We start from the raw sequence: 16,969 nt of genomic DNA on the forward strand, positions 1-16,969 counted from the left end.
AGGTGGGCCCCCCGGCGACCCGGGTGCGCCGGGCGGGGACGGGCCCCACTCCCGGGCCGAACGGTGGCGGCGCCACTGGCGCATCCGACGGCCCGACGACGACGCTGACCCCGGGGGACGGTGACGCGTGACGTCCCGAGAGATCGCCTTCGTCGTCGTGGGCGCCATCACAGCGCTGTCTGCCCTCCTCTCCGTCACCACGAAGCAGGTCGTCCACGCCGCGCTCTGGTTGCTCGTGTCGCTCGGTGCCCTCGCCGGCGCCTACATCGTCCTCGGCCAGGAGCTCGTCGGGCTCGTCCAGCTGCTCGTCTACGTCGGGGCGATCGTCGTGCTCGTCCTCTTCGCCCTCATGCTGACCCGCGCGCCAATCGGGCCGCACCCCGATATCGACACCCCGCCGTGGCAGCGCGCCCTCGCGAGCGCACTGGGAGGGGCGACCGCGGCACTGCTCGCGTCGGTGCTCCTGCCGTTCTTCGCCTCAGCCGACGTGGCGGACGACGTGCCCGGGACGCCGCAGATCGGGGAGGCCATCTTCGGCACGTGGGTGTGGCCCTTCGAGCTGCTGTCGGTGCTCCTGCTCGTCGCCCTCATCACCGCCTTCGCCGTGTCACGACTCGTCCTCCAGCGTGAGGGAGAGCTGCGGTGAGCCTCGTCTACCCCGCCGCCCTTGCGGCCCTGCTCGCGGGGATCGGCGTCTACGGCGTGCTCGCCCGGCGCAATGCCGTGCTCGTGCTCATCGGTGTCGAGCTCATCCTCAACGCCGCGAACCTGCTTCTCGTGACGGCGGGCTCACGTTCCGGCGTGCCCTTCGCGGCGGGCCCCGTGCTCGCGCTCTTCGTCATCACGATCGCAGCGGCCGAGGTGGTCGTCGCCCTTGCGATCATCCTCGTGATGTTCCGCCGGTTCGGCCACATCGACCTCACTGCGACCCCCGACCTCACGGACGAGCCCGAGCCGACCGACGGTGCCGGCCCGGGCGAGGTGGACGAGGCCGGCGAGGTGGGGGAGGCCCGCGAGGCGGGGGTCGTCGACGCCGCGGCGCCCCGGGACACCGCACCTGCCGGGTCGCCCGATCAGGACCGTCGGTTGCCGGAGGGAGTCTCGTGACCTGGGTCGTCCGGCTCATCGTCCTGGTCCCCGCTGTTGCCGGGTTGCTCGGCCTGCTCGCCCGGCGCCAGCGGGTCGTCGCCTCGGGGATCGCGGTCGGGGCGGCCGCCGTCGTGACCGTCCTCGGCCTGCTCCAGTGGATCGCGCCCGTTCGCGCGACCGACATCGACTCACTGGGCGGCCTGCCGCTGCTTGACCTCAGCGTCCCGCTGCACCTGCTCTCCGACCGGCTCTCCGGACTCGTCAGCTTCGTCGTCGCCCTTGTCGTGCTCGCCATCCAGGTCTTCACGGTCTGGTACCTGCGCGACGACAAGCGCTATGGCCAGTTCGCCGCGACCGTCTCGCTCTTCGCGGGCGGGATGCTCCTCGTCGTGCAGTCCGCGGACCTCGCGCTCACCCTCGTCGGCTGGGAGATCATGGGCTGGTGCTCCTGGCTGCTCATCGGGCACGACACCGAGCGATACGCGGCCCGCCGGGCGGCCTACAAGGCCTTCATCGTCACCCGGGTCGCGGACGTCGGCATGGTCGTCGGGCTGGTCGCCCTGGCGGTGCGAGCCCGCAGCACCGACCTGCTCGACGTGCTCACCGTCCCCGGATCGGACGGGCTGCTCACCGTGGGCCTGGTCGGCGTGCTCATCGGCGTGGCCGGCAAGTCGGGCCTCTTCCCCTTCCACGACTGGCTTCCCGACGCGATGGAGGGCCCGACCCCGGCATCGGCCCTCATCCACGCGGCGACGATGGTCGCCGCCGGCACCTACGTCATCGCCCGCCTCTTCTCCCTCTACGCCGTCGATGACGGCGCGCGCCTCCTGCTGGCGGTACTCGCGGCGATCACGATGGTGTATGCCGCTGGGCTCGCTCTCGCGCAGAGCGACGTCAAGCGGTTGCTGGCCTACTCCACGCTGAGCCAGGTCGCCATCATGCTCGGCGCGCTGGCTGCGGCCCCGGCGGGGGTCGGCCCGGTGCCCGGCGTCTCCCACCTCATCGGCCACGCCTTCTTCAAGGCCCTCCTCTTCCTCGCCGCCGGCTGGCTCGGCGTCCTCGTCGGGGGCACGGCCCTGGCCAGGATGCGTGGCCGCCTGCGGCTCCGTGGGGCGCTGCGCTGGTCGATGGCCATCGGGTTGGCGGCGCTGGCCGGCGTCCCACCGCTCATCGGCTTCTTCACCAAGGAGACCGTCATCGACACCGCCCTCGAAGGCGTCGCGCAGGACGTGGGCCTCGGCGCCTGGCTGGTCCTCGTCGCGCTGCTCGTCACCGTCTTCCTGACGGCGGCCTACTGCACGCGCGCCTGGCTGCTCCTCGACGGGCCGTTCGACCCGTCCGGGAAGGCGGCCACGCTGACCCCGGCCCGCCTGACCGGGACGGTTTCCGATGCGCGACCCGTCTCCGACCACGAGGTGTCAGAGGCGCACGAAGGACACGTTGGCCAGGCGCCGATCACCTTGCCGGCCGCGTTGGCGGTCACTGGCCTGGCCGTGTTGACGGTGATCGGCACGCTCTTCCTGGCCACGGTCAATGGCGCGCTCCACCTCGGCTGGATCACGGCAGTCCTGTCGATCCTCCTCATCGCCGGTGCCGTCTTCGAGGTCTGGGTCCTGAGCCGCGGTGGGCACGATGACGTCGCCGATCGGCTGCCGGCCGGCGTCCGGGCCGGTGCGGAGCGCGGCTTCGGAGCCGATACCGCCTACGCCCGTGTCGGGATGGCGGTCACCGCCCTGGCCCGGCTCGTCGTCTTCCTGGACCATGACGTGGTCGACGCCTACCCGCGTGCGACCGTCGTGGCAACGCGCGGGCTCGGCCGTCTGGGGGAGCGGACCCACCGCGCCATCCCTTCGCTCGCCATCGTCGGTCTCGTCGTCGGCGCCGGCATGGTGGTCGCCGTGGGGGTGGCGGCATGGCTCTGACGCTGCTCCTCCTCGTGCCGCTGCTCGCGGCGACCGTCCTGCTGGTGATGCCGACTGCGACCGCCGGCAGGACCGAGCCGGGCGTCGCCCTCGCCGCGCTCGGCGCCGCGCTCGTCACCGCCGGGCTGGCCGTGGCCGTCGTGGCCGGCAGCCAGAGCGTCGACGTGCCGTGGATCCGCAGTCTCGGGATCCGTTGGCACTTCGCGGTGGACGGCATCTCGGCGGCCCTGGTCCTGTTCACGGCCCTGCTCGTCGTGGCGGTCGTGCTCCATGCCCTGGCGGCGCCGACCCCGCAGGGCGGCTCACGCTCGACCTATTTCGGCTGCATCCTCCTCGTCGAGGCCGGTGCCCTCGCGACGTTCCTCGCGCGTGACGCCCTGCTCTTCTTCATCGCCTTCGAGGTCGTCCTCGTGCCGATGTGGTTGCTCATCCGGCGGTTCGGCGACGAGCACGTCCGCGACACGGCACGCGCCGACGCGTCGGGCCGGTTCATCCTGTTCACCGCCTTCGGGTCGACGTTGATGCTCATCGGCATCCTGTTCCTCGTCGCCCACCAGGGCACGTCCGATCTGACGGTCCTCGCAGACCTGCACGGCAAGGGGCTGTCGCGCGGTCTCCAGATCGCGATCGCCGCCATCCTCCTCACCGGGCTCGCCGTCAAGGTGCCGCTCTGGCCGCTGCACACGTGGCTCCCGTCGGCGCACACCATCGCGCCGACGGCCGGGTCGGTGCTGCTCGCCGCGGTCCTGCTCAAGATGGGCACCTACGGCATCGTCCGGCTCGCGGTCGCGACGGTCCCCGACGGCGTGGCGGCGCTGGGCCCGGGGCTGGCCGTCCTCGGGGCGGTTGGGACGATCTGGGGAGGCCTTGCCTGCCTCGTGGAGCGGGACCTCAAGCGGCTCATCGCCTACAGCTCCGTTGCCCACATGGGATTCATCGCCATCGCCCTCGCCTCGGGAAGCCACACCGGGCTCCAGGCAGCGCTCTTCGGCAACATCGCACACGGGATCGTGGCGGCCCTGCTCTTCTTCCTCGTCGGGGACCTCAAGGAGCAGTGGGGCTCAGCCGACCTCACCGTCCCGCGAGTGGCGCTGCGCGACCGCGCACCCCGCTTCGGCGTCGCCTTCGTCTTCGGTCTCGCGGCCGCCCTGGGCCTGCCGGGTCTGGTCAGCTTCTGGGGCGAGTTCCTCGCGCTCTATGGCGCGTGGTCCCCGGCCGAGGGGGTCAACGTCGGGGTACTGCGCGCCACCGTTGTCGTCGGCGCTTTCGGTCTCGCCCTCGCGGCCGCCTACGCCCTTCGTGTCGCCAGGATCCTCTGGGCCGGGGAGGGCGCGCCCGAGACCGAGGCAGTGGCCAGGGACGTCATAGTGGACGAGCGCGGCATCCGGTGGGGCGTCGTCGTCACCTTCATCGCGGTGATGGTCGTCCTGGGCGTCGTGCCCCACCTGCTGCTGACCATCTCCGAGCTCGATGCGGCGGCCCTCCTGTCGGGAGTGACGCGATGACCGGCCTCGCCATCGACTACGGCACCCTCCTGCCGGCGCTCCTCCCGATCGGGGGAGCCGTCCTTGTCCTCATCGCCGATCTCGTGCGTCCCAGTCTGCGGCAGCTGCCCTACGTCATCGCCGCGCTCGCCGTCCTGGGGGCGTCGGCGGCCACCATCCCGGGCCTGGCCCAGGTCCCTGGTGATGCACAGACGACGTTGTGCCTCGAGCCGGGGGGCGAGGCCGTAGGATCCGGCACACTGCCACCCGGTGTCGAGGGGCTGCCCCAGACCTGCTTCTGGCAGGCCGACTCGCTGACGAGCGCGCTCCAGCTGGGGGCCGGGTTCGCCGCCCTCGTCGTCGTGCTCCTCGCCTGGCCACGCGCGCGGGCCCGGGCCGCCGGCGACGGCACCCCGGAGCCGATCGAGGCGATGCTGTTCCTCGTCTCGTTCGCGGGGACCATGATCGTGGCCGCGAGCCGGGACCTCGGCACGTGGCTCATCGCGCTCGAGATCGCCACGCTGCCCGTGATCGGGCTGGTCGCGCTCAGGGGCGGCCGGGGTGCCGTCGGTGGTGCGGTCCAGCTGCTCGTCACGTCGCTCGTCTCCTTCGCGCTGCTGGTGCTCGGCGCGGCGCTCTGGCTCGTGGCGACGGGCACCCCGATGCTCGACGCCAACGCGGCCCTGCTCGGACAGGGCTACCAGGTCGAGTCCTCGGGTCCCGCCTCCGTGGTCTTCCCGGACACCTCGACCGCGATCCTCGGTCTTGCCGTCGTCCTCATCATCGCGGGGATCGGCTTCAAGCTGTCCCTCGTGCCGTTCCACGCATGGACCCCCACGGCGTACTCCGGGGCCACCGTCCCGGTCGCCACCTTCCTCGCGACCGTGTCCAAGGTCGGGGCGCTCGCCGCGCTGCTGGTGGTTTTGCGAGCGATCAGTGTCCTCGGTGCCTCCGCGCTCGGCGCCATCGCGCTGCTCGCCGCGCTCAGCATGACGGTCGGCAACATCATGGCGTTGCGGCAGAACGACGTGGTGCGCCTCCTCGCGTGGTCGACTGTCGCGCAGGCGGGCTGGGTCGTGCTGCCGCTGGTCAGCGTCTCCTCTCCAGGCAACCGGGCTGCCGGGATCTACCTGCTCACCTATGTCGCCGCGACGGTCGTCGCGTTCGCCGTCGTGGCGCTCATGGTGCGCGAGCGGTCCGGCACCGGCCGATCCCTCGAGTCCTATGCGGGCCTGTGGCGCCGCAGCCCGTGGCGGGCAGGAGCCCTCGGGCTCGCCCTGATGTCCTTGGCCGGCCTACCGCCGGGCATCATCGGCCTGGTGGGCAAGATCGTCGCCCTTCGCCCCGTTGTCGTCGAGGGGTGGATCTGGCTCGCCGTCATCGCGGCCGCGAACGCCGTGCTCGGTGTCGCCGTCTACTTGCGGTGGCTGCGGCCGGTCGTGGCGACGACCGAGGCCCGTGCCCACGAGGTGGCCGAGGCCGGCCAGACCGTGGCGCCCACCACCCGTGGGCCGGGCAACCGTCGCGTCATCGTTGCCGGCCTGGTCATCAGCTCGGCCCTCCTCGCCGTCGTCAGCGTGCAACCCGACGTCATGCTCCGTCTGTTCGGCTGACGACGCCCCGCGCGCTGGGTCGGCGGCCCCGCGCCCAGTCCGACGAGCCCTGAACCAGGTGACGCTGGCGGGCGGCACATCTCCGGCCGCGATGCGCTGGGCGAGCCAGGCCAGGGCGATGAGGCAGCGCTAGTCGATGGCGCCGTGGCCAGCGTCGCAGGTCTCGAAGGGGATGCGCCCGCCCTGCCCGTCAGCCGCCGTTGAACCGGATGGGTACGCGTGGCGTCGTCCAGTGTGGGTGGCCGTAAGCCGCCGCGCATGACCCTCTCTCGCAACCGTCCGGAGCCAGCCAAGGGCCGCAGGCGCGCACCGGTGCCCTGAGTGCGGCCCCGTGGAGGTGATGGCAATGAGGCAACGACCCCGTCGATGGATGACCTTCCTGCTCGCGACAGTTCTCCTCGGGTTCGCGACGGTGACGGCAGCGGCCGCCCCGATCGGGACGCTGAAACAGTTCAGGGTGCCGACCGACAACAGCCAGCCGCGGTCCATCACGAACGGCTCGGACGGGACCAGGTGGTTCACCGAGGGGACTGACTTCTCCGGCGCGCCGGCGAAGCTGGCACGGGTCACGTCGGCCGGCGTCATCACCGAGTTCCCCGCACACTGCAATTTCTGCATCCTGACCGATGTGGCCCAAGGCCCCGGCGGCGTCCTCTACCTCACGTCGAACGACCCCGTGCTGTCGAGGTTCGACATCACCACCGAGACCTTCCTCGATCCGGTGCCGATGCCGAACTCGAGCGCGCTCGGGGGGAACCTGTCCATCAGCGGCGACATCATCTGGATCACCGACTTCAACAACGACGTGATCTGGCGCTACAGCATCTCGATGAACCAGTTCACGAGCACACCCGTGCCTGACCCGGCTGACGTCGCCGTCGACCAGGCTGGCAACGCGTGGTTCGCCCAGCCGGAAACCAACGGGCCCGGAACCGGCACCATCGGGCGAATCGATGCGGTCACCATGGACGTCACCACGACGGACGTCAACGCGGCGGCCCGCGGCATCGCCGTGGCAACCGACGGACAGGTGTGGTTCAGCGCCCGGTTCACGCCGCAGGCCGTCGGACGTCTCGACCCGGCGTCCGGAACGGTGACCATCTTCCCCCGGACAACCGAAGGGCCGCAGGAGATCACCCCCGCGCCGGATGGGTCGATGTGGTTCACCCAGACGACGAAGGGGAACATTGCCAACATCACGAACGCCGGTGTGATCACCGAGGCCAAGGAGGTCAAGGGCAGCCAGCCGTTCGGGATCGTCGTGGCCGAGAATGGTGACCCCTGGTACACGATGCTGGCCGCGAACAAGGTCGCCACGCTGAAGCTGCGATAGGCGCGCAGGCGAGTCGGGTATCAGGGCGCGATGCGCTGTGCGAGCCAGGCAAGTGCGAGGGGATAGCGGTACTCGATGGCGCCGTGCCCAGCGTCGAAGGTCTCGAAGTGGATCCGCTCGTCCGGCAACCCGGCTCGCCGCACCTCCGCGTGGAACGCCTGGGCTCCGAGGTCGAGGTACCACTCGTCGCGAGTGCCTGCATCGATCCACACCGCCCGCCAGGACCGCGCCGCGTCCGCGTAGCGGTCCACCATGCGCACCGGGTCCCAGTCCAGCCAGCGCTGCCACACCTCGGGAACGAGTCGGCCGCTCGTCTGGTCGAACGGCAGCTGCGGCGTCCCGTCGGGAGCCGCTGAGAAGCAGGCCGCGACGCCGAGCAGCATGAGCAGCGTCTGGTCGGCTTCCTTCGTGAATGCCGTGCGTCCCCGGAAGTCCTCCCACCACCTGGTGATGTCGCCGTCGTAGTCACGCAGGTGGCGCACGGCCTTGGCGAAGTCCGGGATGTAGCAGTACTCGTAGAGCGAGTCACCGGCGTGCGTCGCCAGTGCGCCGAACAGGTCCGGCCGGAGCATGGGTGTGATCATGGCGCCGAAGCCGCCGCTGGACTTGCCGGCGATGGCTCGGTGCTCGCGGTCCGGGATGGTGCGGTAGCGGCCGTCGACGAAGGGGACCACCTCGTCGCAGAGGTACGAGTGGTAGGCGCCGGTGCCGGGCGAGTCGACGAACTGGCTGCCGCCGTAGGCTGTCCACGCGTCGACGTAGACGACGATCGTCGCGGGCGCCTCGCCGCCGGCGAAGACCGCGTCGGCGGTCTCGAGGAACGGTTGGCGGAACGGGGTCCGGTTGCGCCACATGGCCAGTTGCCCCGTGTACCCCTGGATGACGTAGACACTCGCGTAGCGGCGGTCCGGCTCGTCGTCGTAGCCCGGCGGGACATAGACCCAGAGCGGTCGTTCATGGGGGTCAGCGAGCGGGTTGCCACGCAGCAGTGCGCTGTCGATGACGTGCTCGTCGATGCGTCCGGACAGCTCAGCAGACCAGGGCAGCATGCGGCCCACACTAGCCATGCCGCGGGCGCACACGACAAGAGCCGCGCCCGCTGGTGGTGACCAGCGGGGGCGGCTCTGCGGTGGTTGCCTACCGGCGGCGAGGGTCAGACCCGCGCCGGGGCCTGGTTCGTGATGTCCTCCGGGGCGAAGTCGTTCACCTGCTTCGCGTGGCGGAAGCCGAAGAACGAGAGGACCAGCAGGACGCCGGAGGCGATGAAGGCGCCGATCCCGGCGATGAGGGCGATCGTGCCCATCGTGCCGAAGGCGTAGGCGTTGAGCAGCATGCCGCGCAGCGCGTTGCCCATGAACAGGCTCTGGCGCAGGTCACCGAGGGCCTTGACCTCGTCGGCGTTGGCGCTGGGGTCCTTGGCCATCTGCATGTACTCGCCCGAGACCTCCTCGTAGGTCCGGCCGTCCGAGCTCGCGTTCATGTGGACGAGGATGTACTGGTCGGCGAAGGCCTTGGCCTGGTCGCCCGTGGTCATCTGCTGGCCGGCGTACTGCGCCAGGGCGTCCTTCTGCGCCTGTGTCTCGAGGCGGTCGACGGCCGGCATCGTGATCTTCTGCTGGCTGAGCTGGTCCTCGACGTTCTGGTGGACGAAGTTGCTGGCGTACATCAGCAGGCCGCCTGCGGCGAGGAGGACGACGGCGAGGATGAGGCCGGTCCATGAGATGAGCTGGTCAAGCGTCTTGCGCATCGCGCTTCTCCTTTGAGTGGGAGGGACTCCCATTTCCCTGGTTCCCTGTTCCCTGGTTTCCCCTGGCGAGATGAACACTACTACTACACGTAGTAGTTGAGAAATCAGCGGAGTGTGACACCGGCAACACTGCGGTCCAGGGCCAGGTCACGCGTCAGGTTGCCCAACCAAGTCGCTGCAGATGTCGTCCTGACAGCACCAGCGGCGGCGTGGATGGCGCCATGGCGCGGCATGACCGGGATCGTGAACTGACCTCTGCCGCTGGAGGATTGGTCCGCACCGCCCGAGGAGAGGTCGTGGTTCGCTCGGGAGCTCAGGAACTTCTGCCGGGCGGGACCGGGCCGGTGAGCGTCGGCCAGCCCGGCGGCATACGGCCTGATCTCCTCAGCGAAACGTCAGGAACACGTGACGCCGACCACTCGTTCAACCGGCATGCACAGGCACTTCAACGGACTCAAGACGGCCGCCCTGTTCGGCGCCATCTGGGCCCTCCTGCTCGGGCTCGGTGCCCTCATCGGGAATGGCCGCTACATCTGGCTGTTCGCGCTCATCGGTGTCGCCACGACCGCCTACGGCTACTGGAACTCCGACAAGCTCGCGATTCGCGCCATGCGCGCCTACCCCGTGTCGGAGGCGCAGGCGCCGGTCATGTTCCGCATCGTCCGCGAGCTGTCCACGGCTGCGGGCAAGCCGATGCCGAGGCTCTACGTGTCGCCGACGCAGGCGCCCAACGCGTTCGCGACCGGCCGCAACCCGCAGAACGCTGCCGTCTGCTGCACCGAGGGCATCCTCGGACTGCTCACCGAGCGGGAGCTGCGCGGCGTGCTCGGGCACGAGCTGATGCACGTGTACAACCGAGACATCCTGACCAGCTCCGTCGCGGCCGCCATTGCCGGCGTCATCACCGCCATCGGCCAGATGCTCATGTTCACGAGCATGTTCGGCGGCGGCTCGGACGACAACCGGCCCAACCCGCTCGCGCTGCTCGCGATGTCGTTCCTCGCGCCGATGGCCGCCATGATGATCCAGCTCGCCATCAGCCGCACGCGCGAGTACGACGCCGACGAGGACGGTGCCAGGCTCACCGGCGACCCGGCGGCGCTCGCCTCGGCGCTGCGCAAGCTGGAGGCCGGCGTGGCCCGGGCGCCGCTCGCCCCCCAGCAGCAGATCGTCAACGCGAGCCACATGATGATCGCCAACCCGTTCCGGGCCCAGGACGTGTCGCGCTTCTTCGCGACGCACCCGCCGATGGGGCAGCGCATCGCGCGGCTGGAGAACATGGCGCGGCGCTGATCCACAACTCTCACCTCGTCCCGGGCATGGCGAGTCTGCCGATCTGGCAGGCTCGCTTCCATGCGTAGCCTCACCCTGGCCGAGGCCCGAGAGCGGGCCGAGCTCATCTCCGTGACGTCGTATGCCGTTGAGCTCGATCTCGACCGCGGCGCGGAGACCTTCGGCTCGGTCTCGAGCATCACCTTCGCGTGTGGCTCGCCGGGTGCCGAGAGCTGGGTCGACGTCAAGGCGAGGTCGATCGAGTCGATCACGCTCAACGGGATGGCCCTCGATCCCGCCGAGGTGCGGGACGGCCGGATGCCGCTCCGGGACCTCGCTGCGCAGAACGTGCTCCTCGTGCGGGCCACCATGGCCTACAGCCACGACGGCCAGGGCCTGCACCGGGCGACGGACCCGGCCGACCGGCGTGACTACGTCTACGGGCACCTCTTTCTCGATGCCGCTCCGAGCGTGTACGCCTGCTTCGACCAGCCGGACCTCAAGGCGCCCTACGACATCACGGTCCGGGCACCGCAGGACTGGATCGTCCTCGGCAACGGCGCCGTGACGCCGGTGGCTGCGTCGTCGCCAGGCGAGTGGCGGCTTGCGACGACGCGACCACTGGCGACGTACTTCGTCACCGTGTGCGCCGGCCCGTACGTCTCCGTGCGGGACGAGCACGACGGCATCCCGCTCGGCCTCCATGCGCGAGCCTCGTTGCAGGAACCGCTCGAGCGGCACGCCGCCGAGATCTTCACCGTGACGCGGCAGTGCTTCGACTACTTCCACGGGCTCTTCGGGATCCGCTACCCGTTCGGCGAGTACCACCAGGTGTTCGTCCCGGAGTTCAACGCCGGAGCGATGGAGAACCCCGGCTGTGTCACCTTCCGCGACCAGTACCTCTTCCGGGGGGCGGCGACCCGCGACGAGCTGTTGAGCCGAGCGAACACGGTGAGCCACGAGATGTCGCACATGTGGTTCGGCGACCTCGTCACGATGAAGTGGTGGGACGACCTGTGGCTCAACGAGTCCTTCGCCGAGTACATGTCACACCGGTGCCTCGTCGACGCGACAGAGTACACGGACGCGTGGGTCGACTCGTCGATCGTGCGCAAGGTGTGGGGCTACGGCGCCGAGCGCTCGCCGTCAACCCACCCCGTGGCAGGGGTGGCGGCGCTCGACGCGCAGAGCGCGTTGCAGAACTTCGACGGGATCGCCTACGCGAAGGGTGCCGCGGTCCTCCGGCAGCTGATCGCCTACGTCGGCGACGAGGCGTTCATCGCCGGCGTGCGCGCATATCTCACCGACCGGTCCTACTCCAACGGCACCCTCGCGGACTTCCTCGGCGCGATCGAGCGCGCCAGCGGCACGGACCTCGGCGCGTGGTCGTCCGGCTGGTTGCTCACCGCCGACCGCGACACGATCTCGGTCGAACTGGAGGAGCGCGATGGCGTCGTCAGCTCCGCCCGGCTGTGGCGCGAGGTGCCCTCCGCGTATCCCGCCGACCGGCCCCACGCGCTCGACGTCGTGGGCTGGACCGACGGGGTCGAGGTGTCAAGGGCCGAGGTCACGGCGGTGGAGGACCAGACCGAACTCGGCGACCTGGCCGGCACGGCTCATCCGGCGCTCCTCGTGCCCAACGCGAGCGACCTGACCTGGGCCCGGATCCGGCTCGATGACGGCACGCTCGAGGCCTTGCCGGTCCAGCTGGGCCGGGTCCCGGACGCCCAGGCCCGGGCGGTGGTCTGGTCCGCGCTCATTGACGGGGTGCATGTCGCAGAGGTCTCGCCGGTGACCTTCCTCGACGTCTTCGAGGCGACATGGGTCCTGGAGGGCAACGCGTCGATCCTGACCCGCGTGGCCCTGTACGCCGAGCACCGGGTCGTGCCTCACTTCGTGCCGCGACAGGCGCAGGCGCGGGCCCTCGCCCGGCTGGCGCGCAGTGCCGGGGACCTGCTCGCCCGGGCCGAGGAGGGGACGACGCGGTCGCTCGCCGCGGCTCGCCTCCTCGCCGGTACGAGCGCCGACGAGGCGCTCCTGCGGTCGTGGGCCGAGGGTTCGGGCCTGCCGCGCGGACTGGAGGACGACGGGGACTTCCGCTGGATCGTGGTGCGGAACCTCGCCTCGCGCGGCCTCATCGACAGTGCAGCAGTTGACTCCTTCCGGTCCCGGGACGACACCCTGCAGGGCGGCCTCAACGCACTGATGTGCCGGGCAGCGCTGCCGGTGCAGGAGGTGAAGGCCTGGGCGTGGGAGCAGCTGACCGGCCGGCACGGCCGCTCGAACTACGAGATGGTCCACCTGGCGCGGGGCCTGTGGATGTCACCGGACGACGCCCTCGTCGCGGAGTACGTGCACCGGTACTTCACGGACGTCCCGGCGATGTCCGCGTGGGTGGGCGAGGACGCCCTCTCCCGAGTCGTGCTGGCGGCGTTCCCGAAGGTCTTCACCGAGGAGACGGAGACGCTGAGCAGGGCGGCGCTGCGCCGCGACGACCTCACGCCCGCCGTCCGCAGGTCGCTCGTGGACGCCGATGCGGAGCTCCGCGAGGCGCTGGCGTCGCGGGCGACCTTCGGGGCAGCCCTTGGCGTCGGAACCGCTGCGTCGGCTCCGTCGCCCAGCTGACCGAGCCAGCCCGGCGGCATACGACCGCAGGTCGATGGCGCGCCTGCCATCTCGGGACCGGGGCCACCCGTGGAGGCGTCCGGCACCGGCCGACGTGCGGTGGCCGAGGACGCCGTGCTCCAGCCGGACGTGCTCGTGGCGCGGACAGCGGATCTGATCGAACGGTTTCTCGGGCCAGCTGGGGTTCCGACCGCGGCTCTGCCGGGCGCCCAGCTCACGTGGTTGGCGGGCCGTGTCGACACGCCGGACTGCGGACCAACAGGGGGATCGCCACCTCGTCGACGATCGAGTCGATGACGGCGTCGCTGATGGGGGCGCCGTGAGCGAGGAAGTGGAAGCGGAGCAACGTTCCGGGGGTCGACCGGACCAGGTCTGTCGGCTCGACGACGTCCTCACCGCGCTGCCGCGCTCGCTCCAGGATCACGTCGATCTGGGAGGCGTACCAGCCCCTGGACAGGGTTGTCGGTCGACCCGTGTCCGAAGCGATGTGGCCCAGGACCTCGGTGGCGGCCCCCCGCAGTGCCTGACCCACCGGTCCCGTGAGCAGGTCTGCCGTCAGCCGGATCCACGCCTTGAGGTCTCCGCGGAGACTGCCCGTGTCCGGTGGGCCGGCCTCGACTCCGAGGATGCGGTGGGCGGCGGCGTGGGCGAGCTCGACCCGCGTGGTCCAGCGGCGGTAGATGGACGCCTTGCCGGCCCCGGCCCGCTGGGCGACCGCCTCGAAGGTCAGCTCGCCATAGCCGCACTCCTGCAGGATGTCGACGACGGCGTCGAGAATCGCGTCCTCGAGGGCCGAGCCGCGCCGGCGCGGTCTGCGGCGGAAGTCATCGGCCATCGCTCAGTCCTCGACGCCGCCCTCGTCGGCCGCCAGCACGAGCCCGTGGTCCCCGTCGACCGTCACTCGCTGTCCGGTGGACAACGTCGTCGTGCCCGTGCCCACGGCCAGGACTGCCGGGATGCCGTACTCGCGCGCGACGATCGCTGCGTGCGAGGCTGGCCCGCCGTGGTCGACGACGACCGCGGCGACACGGGCGAAGAGCGGTGTCCAGGCCGGGTTGGTCGCAGGGGAGACGAGCACCTCGCCGGCGGAGACCGTGCCGAACTCGTCCGGATGACGGATCACCCGCACGCTGCCCGTGGCTCGACCGCCGCCGCCCGCCAGTCCGGTGAGCAGCGCCGCGTCGCTCGCACCACGGTCGGGATAGAGGGTCGCCGTCGCGATGAGGGGAGAGGAGGCCAGCTCGGCGTAGGCCCTCCTGCGCCGGGCGACCGTGCTCCGGAGCCGGTCGTGCTGGGGGTCGTGCTGGACGTCGTGCTGGTGGTCGTCCTGCGGACGGGAGGGATCGGCCAAGGAGGCGACCTCGTCCCAGAGGAGATACCAGACGTCCTCCGGGCGGTCGATCCACGTGGTGGCGGCCAGGCGCTCGCCGAGCTCGAGGACGGTGCGGCGCACGACCGGCATGGGGCGAGTGATCTCGAAGTGCGTGTCCTCGCGCAGGGCGATGCCGTCCCTCGCATTTCTGACGACCGAGCGGAGCAGTGACTGGGCCCGGAACAGGCGGACACGCGGTGCCCGCAGCAGCCGCTCCAGAGCAGCGGATCCGGTCGAGGGAACGTGCGTCGCCGCTCCCTCGGCGTGCGTCAGCAGCACCCGGACGAGCCCGAGCACCGTCGCCGGCGAGTCACCCCACGTGGGGTCCTTGAGCAACATCACGCTCGTCGTCTCCCGGTGGCCGAAGCGCCCGTTGAAGTCGGCGAGCTGATGGCGGAGGGCAGCCGTTGATGGCTCGGCGGGCTCCCTCATCACGGTCTCCACGAGCTCATCCCCGTCCCTGGTCCGGAACGCCTGGTGCAGCGTTGGGTCGGCCTGCACCGTCGCCGCCATGGACTCGAGTGCAGCATTCGCCTGCATGGTCTGGGTGTCGCCGCCGACGATGAGGTCGCCGGTGCGCTGCGCCGCGCCGACGAGCGCAAGCACTGCCTTCAGTGCGACCAGGGCGCGCCCCGCCGAGGGCAGGTACTCGACGCGCAGGTCTGCGACGTCGTCGACGATGGCTCGCGCCCGGGCTCGGACGGCGATGAGCTCGGCCCACGTCGCCTGTCCCACGTCGAACGCGGCGAGGGTGTCGGCCCGCCGGGAGATGTCGGACGCCAACGGATCCCTGACCCAGTCGCCGGGCCGGTGTCGCACCGATCGTGCGATCGAGCGCGCGAGACGGATCGGGGTCATGCCGGTCGGTCGGGGCAGGGCCGGCACGAAGGCCTGGACGATCCCGTCCACCGTCGGCAGGGTCTGGTCCGGGTCGACGCGCACTGCGGCCATGCCGCCGAGCAGGCGTTCCAGGTGGCGCAGGATCACGCCGCTGGACCATGCGCTGAGCTCCATGGGCAGGGGCCGCCGAGGCAGCATCTCGGAGATGACGGGGCCGATGAGCCGCTGGAACCGGTTCAGCCGCAGCGGCGCTGGCGGCAGGGCGGTCATCGGTCGCGACTGCGTGAGAACGATGTCGTCGCTCGTGAGGGCCCACTCGATGTCCTGAGGGGCGCCGAAGTGAGCGGCGACCGCCCGGCCCTGCTCGGCGAGCTGAGCGAGCACCGAGTCGGGAAGTGGCGTGGTGCCCGGGTCACCTGGGTCGGTGGTGGTGCCGCCACCCGGGATCGGCCGGACCACGACCTCGTGGCGACCTGCGTGCCGCTCCACGACCGACCCGTCGGCGGCGAGCACGGCGTGGTCGGGGGTGACCGCGCCGGAGACGACCGACTCTCCGAGACCCGGGCTCGACTCGATGACGACCTGGTCACGAGCTCCCGTGACTGGATTCGCGGTGAACATCACTCCTGCCCAGTCGGCTGCCACCAGCTGCTGGACGACGACCGCCATGGCGACCGACTCCACCGAGTCGGTGAAGCGGGCCCGGTAGGCGACCGCCCGCTCCGTCCAGAGGGAGGCCCAGCAGTCCCGCACCGCGTCGACCACGGCGTCGGCGCCGACGACGCCCAGGAAGGTGTCCTGCTGCCCCGCGAACGCCGCCCCCGGCAGGTCCTCCGCCGTCGCGCTCGATCGCACCGCGACTGGCCCGCCGCCGAGTTCCGCGTAGCCCGCCTGCACGGCCGTGCGCACGTCGTGGGGCACGGCCAGGGCGGTGATCGCCTCTCTCGTCGGGTGAGCCAGGCCGCCCACGGCCGACCGGTAGGCGTCCGTGGTGACGACGAACCCGCGAGGCACGGCGAATCCCGCGCGGATCAGCTCGCCGAGGTTGGCGCCCTTCCCCCCGGCCGTTGGCAGGTCGTTGCGATCGAGTCGCTCGAGCGGCAGGCAGAGGCGTGTCATGGAACGAGCCTAGCGAATAGAGAACGCTCCGTATACTAGTTTGGGCCGTGTGAGAGTCCGTCCGGGCGAGCAGGGGAGGCGCTCACGCCTCCAGGCTGTAGGCGACGGCGTGCCTCGGCTCGTAGAGCATGACGTCGTCGGCGCCCGGCACCTTCATGAAGACGACGACGCCGAAGCCACGATCGACCGGGTCGGTCGTGAACTGCGCCCCACGAGCGGCAAGCTCCCGCACCGTTGCATCGAGGTCATCGCACATGAGCGAGATCGAGTGGTGCCGCGGGGCGTGGAAGCCGCCCTCGCCGCTCGTCGGGTGCACCCCGAGCTCGCTCGCACCGGTGCGGAAGATCGGCCACTCCGGCTCGCCCTCGGGAACCTCGTCGCTGACGTACGACCACTGGAGCACGTCCCGCAGGAACGCCCGCGTCGCCGGCGCGTCGTCGGAGTAGATGAGCGTGTGCACCGCGGTGATCATGTCTCGACGGTAGCGCCGGGTGAGCGCTGCCCGCGAGTGCGAGCCCAGCGGCATACGGCGTGTTCCGTATGCCGCCGGGCT

Annotated in this window: 13 protein-coding genes; 8 read left to right on the top strand and 5 right to left on the bottom strand. The window is 70.9% G+C overall.

The features are described 5' to 3' along the window. Positions 1–127: 127 nt before the first annotated feature. From VJN29_RS14615 to VJN29_RS14640, 6 genes are all read left to right on the top strand, one after another. Positions 128–646 carry an NADH-quinone oxidoreductase subunit J gene (locus tag VJN29_RS14615; RefSeq protein WP_324144364.1) on the top strand — a complete coding sequence of 173 codons (519 nt, stop codon included), beginning with the start codon at positions 128–130 and terminating at the stop codon, positions 644–646. Next, complete coding sequence (nuoK, locus tag VJN29_RS14620; RefSeq protein WP_324144365.1) at positions 643–1,107, top strand: NADH-quinone oxidoreductase subunit NuoK; 465 nt, start codon at positions 643–645, stop codon at positions 1,105–1,107. The genes VJN29_RS14615 and nuoK overlap by 4 nt, the downstream gene beginning before the upstream one ends. Then, positions 1,104–3,011 carry an NADH-quinone oxidoreductase subunit L gene (locus VJN29_RS14625; RefSeq protein WP_324144366.1) on the top strand — a complete coding sequence of 636 codons (1,908 nt, stop codon included), beginning with the start codon at positions 1,104–1,106 and terminating at the stop codon, positions 3,009–3,011. Before nuoK ends, VJN29_RS14625 begins: the two co-directional genes overlap by 4 nt. Beyond that, the gene (locus tag VJN29_RS14630) at positions 3,002–4,516 is read left to right on the top strand and encodes an NADH-quinone oxidoreductase subunit M (RefSeq protein ID WP_324144367.1); all 1,515 of its coding nucleotides are present in this window, start codon (positions 3,002–3,004) and stop codon (positions 4,514–4,516) included. The genes VJN29_RS14625 and VJN29_RS14630 overlap by 10 nt, the downstream gene beginning before the upstream one ends. Beyond that, a complete protein-coding gene (locus VJN29_RS14635; protein WP_324144368.1) occupies positions 4,513–6,108 on the top strand; it encodes an NADH-quinone oxidoreductase subunit N in 1,596 nt (531 codons plus the stop codon). The genes VJN29_RS14630 and VJN29_RS14635 overlap by 4 nt, the downstream gene beginning before the upstream one ends. A gap of 346 nt (positions 6,109–6,454) precedes the next feature. Next, a complete protein-coding gene (locus tag VJN29_RS14640) occupies positions 6,455–7,441 on the top strand; it encodes a virginiamycin B lyase family protein (RefSeq protein WP_324144369.1) in 987 nt (328 codons plus the stop codon). 20 nt (positions 7,442–7,461) lie between these two features. On the opposite strand, the gene VJN29_RS14645 is transcribed toward VJN29_RS14640, so the two are convergent. Both VJN29_RS14645 and VJN29_RS14650 read right to left on the bottom strand, forming a co-directional pair. Next, positions 7,462–8,490, bottom strand: a complete 1,029-nt coding sequence (locus tag VJN29_RS14645; RefSeq protein ID WP_324144370.1) for an alpha/beta hydrolase — start codon at positions 8,488–8,490, stop codon at positions 7,462–7,464. A 104-nt stretch (positions 8,491–8,594) separates the two neighbouring features. After that, positions 8,595–9,188, bottom strand: coding sequence for a hypothetical protein (locus VJN29_RS14650; protein WP_324144371.1), 594 nt, complete (start codon positions 9,186–9,188; stop codon positions 8,595–8,597). A gap of 432 nt (positions 9,189–9,620) precedes the next feature. Here VJN29_RS14650 and htpX point away from each other — a divergent pair, with 432 nt between their 5' ends. Both htpX and pepN read left to right on the top strand, forming a co-directional pair. Then, entirely contained in the window at positions 9,621–10,481 is an 861-nt protein-coding gene (gene htpX, locus VJN29_RS14655) for a zinc metalloprotease HtpX (protein WP_324144372.1), read from the top strand. A gap of 60 nt (positions 10,482–10,541) precedes the next feature. Next, a complete protein-coding gene (gene pepN, locus VJN29_RS14660) occupies positions 10,542–13,085 on the top strand; it encodes an aminopeptidase N (protein ID WP_324144373.1) in 2,544 nt (847 codons plus the stop codon). A 214-nt stretch (positions 13,086–13,299) separates the two neighbouring features. On the opposite strand, the gene VJN29_RS14665 is transcribed toward pepN, so the two are convergent. The 3 genes from VJN29_RS14665 to VJN29_RS14675 all read right to left on the bottom strand — a co-directional run. Further along, complete coding sequence (locus VJN29_RS14665; protein ID WP_324144374.1) at positions 13,300–13,920, bottom strand: TetR/AcrR family transcriptional regulator; 621 nt, start codon at positions 13,918–13,920, stop codon at positions 13,300–13,302. 3 nt (positions 13,921–13,923) lie between these two features. Beyond that, a complete protein-coding gene (locus VJN29_RS14670; RefSeq protein WP_324144375.1) occupies positions 13,924–16,416 on the bottom strand; it encodes a PEP/pyruvate-binding domain-containing protein in 2,493 nt (830 codons plus the stop codon). An 82-nt stretch (positions 16,417–16,498) separates the two neighbouring features. After that, positions 16,499–16,969: VOC family protein (locus VJN29_RS14675; RefSeq protein WP_324144376.1), on the bottom strand; the 471-nt coding region annotated here is incomplete at its 5' end.

This window comes from Intrasporangium sp., assembly GCF_035280925.1.
Classification (GTDB): Bacteria; Actinomycetota; Actinomycetes; order Actinomycetales; family Dermatophilaceae; genus Intrasporangium.